The following is a 5,797-nucleotide window of genomic DNA, read 5'->3' as shown; positions in this document are numbered from 1 at the left end:
TTTCTAGGGCTTAGGTAATTTCTTTACCTAAGAGTCGGGAGTTCCCTTTTAACCTTGGCTCATCACCGACCACATTCTAGGCCTCGTTAGAAATGACGAGGCTTTTTTGTATCTCAATTGTGCCTATGTTTTGAGGTAAGCAAGCAGGGAGTTCTCTCTTAACCTTGGCTCATCACCGACCACATTCAAAACCTTGTTAGAAATGACGAGGCTTTTTGTATCTGCAATGTGACCGTATTCTGAGGTCAGTAAGTCTGGATTTGGTTTCTTAACCTTTGTTATATCGTTGGTTAAACGATGTGCTCAATTACCGCGATATTTATCCATAGTAACAATGTGTGAATTATTTACAGGCTGATCAATTTATTGTGAGAACTTTAGCGTTGAGCGCTATTGAAGGGCGTAGATATTTTGTACACTTAAAGTCTGATGACTAAGTAATTTATTTAATATGAAGCACTTATTAGCCACCTCTTTACTATTTATTGCCTTTTGCTCAGCGTCTACTGCTGCTGAGCTAAATACGCTGGTGGTTCAGCATGTTGCCCCGCAAAGTGACAAAGATACCCGCAACGCTTATTTCATTGATCTACTCTCATTAAGCTTAAGTAAAACGAAAACAGATCTAGGCCCATTTCGCTTAGAGAGTAGCAATGTAAAAATGAGCCAAAACCGCGCTTTACAGCAATTATCTAAAAGCCAAGATATAGACGTGGTGTGGACCATGAGCTCTAGGGAGCGCGAAGCCAACTATTTACCGATACGTATTCCTTTGTTAAAAGGTTTATTAGGACAGCGCTTGTTAATGATAAGGCGAGAAGATCTTGGTCGTTTTGCTCATATCAATACTCTGCAAGATTTACAGGCTTTTACTGCGGGGCAGGGTAAAGGCTGGCCTGACAATAAGATACTCGAAGCCAACCAAATTTCGGTGGTAGAGGGCATGAGTTACGAGGGCTTATTTGGCATGTTACAGCGCCAGCGCTTTGATTATTTCCCCCGTGGCATTAATGAAATCTTTGCCGAATTAAAGCAGCACCCGAAAGAAGATTTTGTTGCCGAGCCTCATTTGGCTATTAGCTACCGCGCCCCGATCTATTTTTTTGTTAATAGCAATAATCTCGACTTAGCCGCCCGAATTGAGCAAGGATTGTGGATTGCCATTAGTGATGGCAGCTTTGACGAGTTGTTTGCGCGCTATCATTATGATGACTTAGCCAAGCAGCTACTTACACGAACAGTGATAAAGCTCGACAACCCTTATCTGCACCCAGACACTCCAAGCGAGCACAGCCCTTTGTGGCTAAAACTGCACTAATCATCGGTAAATGTAAGCCTATTTACCGTAAGCATCGGCCTCAACAGTAATGCACTGTATCGCATAACCTACTCGCCATTTAGTGGTATCACTAATGCTTACATCGCTTAGCATTACAGTGGCCGCTTGTGACTGTTTAGCTTGCTGCAGTGCCAGCTGAGTAGAAGGGCTTTGTTTTAATGGGAGAAGGTATAAGGCATGAGTTTGGCAGTGTTCGCCACTTGCGGGCCCAATATAGTTAAGGCTACTGGCATCCCCTTGATAAAAACTGCGTTCGGCGTAAGAGCCATGATACCCAGTAGAGCATGCAGTGAGCAGCAATGTGGTTATTCCAATAACACCTGTGTGAAGCAACGAGTATGACAAAGCTAATCCTTATGGTTTGCGCCAAACACAGTATAACGCTGGCGTGTAAGTGATGAAACACCGCTTGCTTAAGGCTAGGATAAGGCGATAAGCCTCACAAATTTCTTGTTAAGCGCATTATGTTTTTTATGCTTAGGTAGATTTGTTTGGTAAATATATTATCGTGTAATCATCTAGGTTAAGTACTCTGTAAGCCCCGCTGGCCTTGGCTTTAGTTTATGCCAAGCGTAAAGACTTAACCTACCCCCTATTATTATTTATCTAGGAGCTGTAAATGTCGTTCGCTAAATCCAACCCCGAAGTGCAAACGTTTACCTTAAAAAATAAACAAGGCAGTGAAGCAACGCTACTGGCTTGGGGGGCAACCTTGGCCAGCTTAAAGATTAAAATGAGCAGCGGCGAGTTACGAGAAGTAGTTCTAGGTTGCGACAGCTTTGACGATTACCTAAAACAAAATGCATTTTTGGGCGCTACCGTTGGCCGTTATGCTAACCGTATTAAACAAGCGCATATCGAGTATCAAGGCAAGGGCATTGCTTTAAAGGCTAACCAAGGTGAACACCAACTGCATGGCGCCAGTGATTTTAGTCACCGCGACTGGCAGGGCGAACAACTGGCCGACAACAAAGTACGCTTTACCATTACCTCGCCAGACGGCGAATGTGGTTTTCCGGGCAACATGCAAGCGCAGCTAGATTACACCCTAGATGAAGATAATCAATTAGTGTTGGACTACTCGGCAACAGTAGATAAAGCCTGCCCAGTGAACCTAACTGACCACAGTTACTTTAACTTGAATGCCGCAAGTTCTGCTATTTTGCAGCATCAACTATACATTGCCGCCGACCAATACTTGCCTGTAGCAGAAGATGGTATTCCGGTAGACGGTTTAAAAGAGGTCAGTGATACAGGCTTTGATTTTAGGCAGGCTAAAGCCATTGCCGATGATTTGAAAAAAGACGCCGACCAACAACTAGTTGGCGGGTATGACCACAGCTATTTACTACAAAAATCGGTAATAGAGAGTGGAGAGGCTGTGGCGCGAATCGTGGCCGACGATGCCTCATTAGCCATGGAAGTGTATACCAACAAACCGGCTATTCAGCTTTACACCGGCAACTTCTTAACCGGTAATCCAGGGTTTAACGGAGAAACCTATCAAGCGCATAGCGGCGTAGCATTAGAAACTCAGTTCTTACCTGATTCACCTAATCGCCCAGATTGGCCGCACCAAAGTTGCTGGCTAGAACCTGGCGAAACCTACAGTTATCAAACGCGTTATCACGTATATCAACCAAAGGCCTAAGTTTACAGTCCCTTAGAAGTATTTTTGCGCAGCATACCGATTTTTATATACATCGTGTATGCTGCTTGCACCTTACTCTACATCTAGGGACGTTTATTTATGAAGAAATGGTTGGCACTGTGTATTGGTGTATTAGCGTTAAGCTTTCAAGCGGTGGCTGATGATTATCAGACAACAATACAACAGTTTAAAAAATCTGATAGAACCACCCCCTTTTTTAACAATGCCTATGGTTATGCGGTGTTTCCTACCATTGGTAAAGGTGGAATTGGTATTGGCGGCGCATACGGAGAGGGGAATGTTTACCTCGGTGGCATGCCAACGGGTAGTGTGAATATGGGGCAAGTCACCTTAGGTTTCCAGCTCGGTGGCCAAGCATTTAGCCAAATCATCTTCCTTCAAGACAAACGTGCTTACGACGAATTTACCAGTGGCAGCTTTGAATTTGGCGCGCAAGCCAGTGCGGTGGCTTTAACGGTTGGTGCGTCTGCTCAAGCGGGTACATCTGGCACTGGTGCAGCAGCAGGCACTACTCAATCTAAAGCCCACTACGTGAGTGGCTACGCAGTATTTACCTTAGCTAAAGGCGGCTTAATGTACGAAGCCAGTATTGGCGGGCAGAAGTTTAACTTTACTCCCAATTAACCTTCACGACAGTGAACTAAGCGGACTTTTAAGTCCGCTTTTTTGTGCCTAAATGGCGTCTAAAGGACTTGTTACTCCATCGGCTCCCATATTAAGTACATGAGTATAAATTTGTGTAGTACGAATATCGCTGTGGCCTAGTTGAGCTTGAATCGTTCGAATGTCTGTTCCGCGCTGCAGTAAATGAGTCGCAAAAGAGTGGCGTAAAGTATGGCAACTTATGGGTTTTAGGAGTTGAGCTTTGGTTCTAGCTGCTTTTAGTGCTTTTTGGATACCAGTTGGATCAAGATGATGGCGGCGTATACACCCATCATTAGGATCTTTGCTTAAAGAATGAGAAGGGAATAGATAATGCCAAGCAAAATCATAAGGAGCAGAAGGGTACTTCTTCGCTAAGGCGTGTGGTAAATACACTCCGGAATATTCTTTTTTCAACTTGTCGCTTTGGTAATATTGTTGTGCGGTTGAAATTTGCTTTTGAATAAAAGTAACCAGTGATTTAGCCAGAGTCACTCGGCGGTGTTTACCGCCTTTAGCATCCCATACCTCAATACCAAAAAAGTCGAAATCAATATCTTTTATACGTAAACGAAGCATTTCAGATTTTCGTAAACCGCTGCCGTACATTAATTGAGCCATTAATAGATGAGGAGGGGATAGCGCGTTAAGTAGCGAGGTGACTTCAGCGTTTGTAAGCACAACAGGAAGTTTTGCATGACGCTTGCTTTGACGAAAATCCATTGTTAAAGATAAGGGATTATTTACCACCTCGTTATACAAAAAGACCAATGCATTTAAGGCTACAGCTTGGCTTTGCGGTGCCAAATTTCGTTCGTTAGCTAAATGCGTTAAAAAGGCTTCCACCTGATGATTATGCATGTCGCTGGGGTGACGTTTTTGATTGAATAATATAAAACGTTTTATCCATAAGCTGTAGCTACGAATAGTCGATTCTCTAAAGCGCCTAGTTCGCATTTTTTCTTCAACAAAACATAGATACGGAGAGCTCATAACTGCACATCTTAACTGTGTTTATATACAGTATTGCTGCAATTCCTCTTTTCCACAAGTGCTTGCATCCTTTCGTGCTGACTTTTTTGTTAGTTCATGTCTTAGGTCGCTGATGATATGAGGAAAAAGTGATAATCTAATCTCTAATTAATGTGTGATAAGAGGAAAAATTCCTTGTTTAAACAAGGAATTTTTCCTCTTAATAAGCTGTTATACGTATTTCAAATTCAGAGTATTAATCACTTTATGAGTAAATTACCTAGCCTAGAAAAATCCCTTAAAGAATATGGCTTATCGGAAGTTTTAGGAAGCCCCTTTGATAATGCATTTGAGGTGTTTAATCACAAAAAAGATGACATTAACCTAATTTTGTTAGGTACAAACGGCAACATGACTGATGCAATTAAAAATAATAGTGAGTGGGTAAGAGAAAGAGCTAGAACACCTAAATATAGCCATTTAATGTCAGGTGACTGGGGGAAGTCGCCGTTAAGAAAAGAATTAATAAAAGTACCAAGTGTATTAAATGATTGTTTTGATACAGATATTTTTTCATCTTCAAAAATGATATTAACAAATGGACTTTTGTTAGCTTCTAATGGCGTTAGTGATATACAAAATCAATTCAATATCCTAAGCGAAAACTCGTCAAAATTTAATAAGCTAAAAGACTTACTTCATTCTTCGATGGGCTTCTTTAATGATTTTGTAATCAATAATTCAAATCCTAAAATAATATTCGCTTATGGAAATTCTGATCAAGGTCACTCCGCTTGGAAATATTTAAGGGGTTATTACCCTGAAATAAAGAAAAAAATAGTTGTTCCCATTAAGTCAACAAGCTATAAATTTTGTTCATTAGATATTAACGGTAAAGAAGTATTTATAATTGGTTCACCACACCCGTGCTTTCACTATAACAAGCTAAATAAAAGCTTAATTCAACAAGGTTTAAATGAAATAGGTGCACTGTAATATACGTATAACAAGTCGTTAAAGCAGGACAAATAACAGTTGGCTTTTGCTCCTGCGTCGCTTATTTTAGCCAACATATTATTTGCCTCTTAACGAGGCGTTATAAGCCAGTCTAATTTACGCTGAGATATTTATGAAATCATTACTTGAACACCGTAAAAATTTAAAAAATAACG

General features: G+C 41.2%; 6 protein-coding genes. 4 read left to right on the top strand and 2 right to left on the bottom strand.

From position 1 onward, the window contains the following. Window positions 1–451 precede the first annotated feature (451 nt). The gene (locus Q4549_RS21780; protein ID WP_303554594.1) at window positions 452–1,318 is read left to right on the top strand and encodes an ABC transporter substrate-binding protein; all 867 of its coding nucleotides are present in this window, start codon (window positions 452–454) and stop codon (window positions 1,316–1,318) included. Between the two features lie 18 nt (window positions 1,319–1,336). On the opposite strand, the gene Q4549_RS21775 is transcribed toward Q4549_RS21780, so the two are convergent. Next, complete coding sequence (locus Q4549_RS21775) at window positions 1,337–1,684, bottom strand: hypothetical protein (protein ID WP_303516800.1); 348 nt, start codon at window positions 1,682–1,684, stop codon at window positions 1,337–1,339. Between the two features lie 274 nt (window positions 1,685–1,958). Here Q4549_RS21775 and galM point away from each other — a divergent pair, with 274 nt between their 5' ends. Both galM and Q4549_RS21765 read left to right on the top strand, forming a co-directional pair. Beyond that, window positions 1,959–2,990 carry a galactose-1-epimerase gene (gene galM, locus Q4549_RS21770; RefSeq protein WP_303554592.1) on the top strand — a complete coding sequence of 344 codons (1,032 nt, stop codon included), beginning with the start codon at window positions 1,959–1,961 and terminating at the stop codon, window positions 2,988–2,990. Window positions 2,991–3,089: 99 nt separating this feature from the next. Beyond that, window positions 3,090–3,635, top strand: coding sequence for a lipid-binding SYLF domain-containing protein (locus Q4549_RS21765; RefSeq protein WP_303516796.1), 546 nt, complete (start codon window positions 3,090–3,092; stop codon window positions 3,633–3,635). Window positions 3,636–3,683: 48 nt separating this feature from the next. Here the strand turns inward: Q4549_RS21765 and Q4549_RS21760 are convergent, their stop codons facing one another. Further along, complete coding sequence (locus tag Q4549_RS21760; protein WP_303554590.1) at window positions 3,684–4,646, bottom strand: integron integrase; 963 nt, start codon at window positions 4,644–4,646, stop codon at window positions 3,684–3,686. A gap of 246 nt (window positions 4,647–4,892) precedes the next feature. Here Q4549_RS21760 and Q4549_RS21755 point away from each other — a divergent pair, with 246 nt between their 5' ends. Further along, window positions 4,893–5,621, top strand: coding sequence for a hypothetical protein (locus Q4549_RS21755; protein ID WP_303554588.1), 729 nt, complete (start codon window positions 4,893–4,895; stop codon window positions 5,619–5,621). Window positions 5,622–5,797: the final 176 nt, after the last annotated feature.

Origin of the sequence: Agarivorans sp. 2_MG-2023 (genome assembly GCF_030548085.1) — a bacterium.
Classification (GTDB): domain Bacteria; phylum Pseudomonadota; class Gammaproteobacteria; order Enterobacterales; family Celerinatantimonadaceae; genus Agarivorans.
This window is presented reverse-complemented; position numbering and strand designations above follow the sequence as displayed.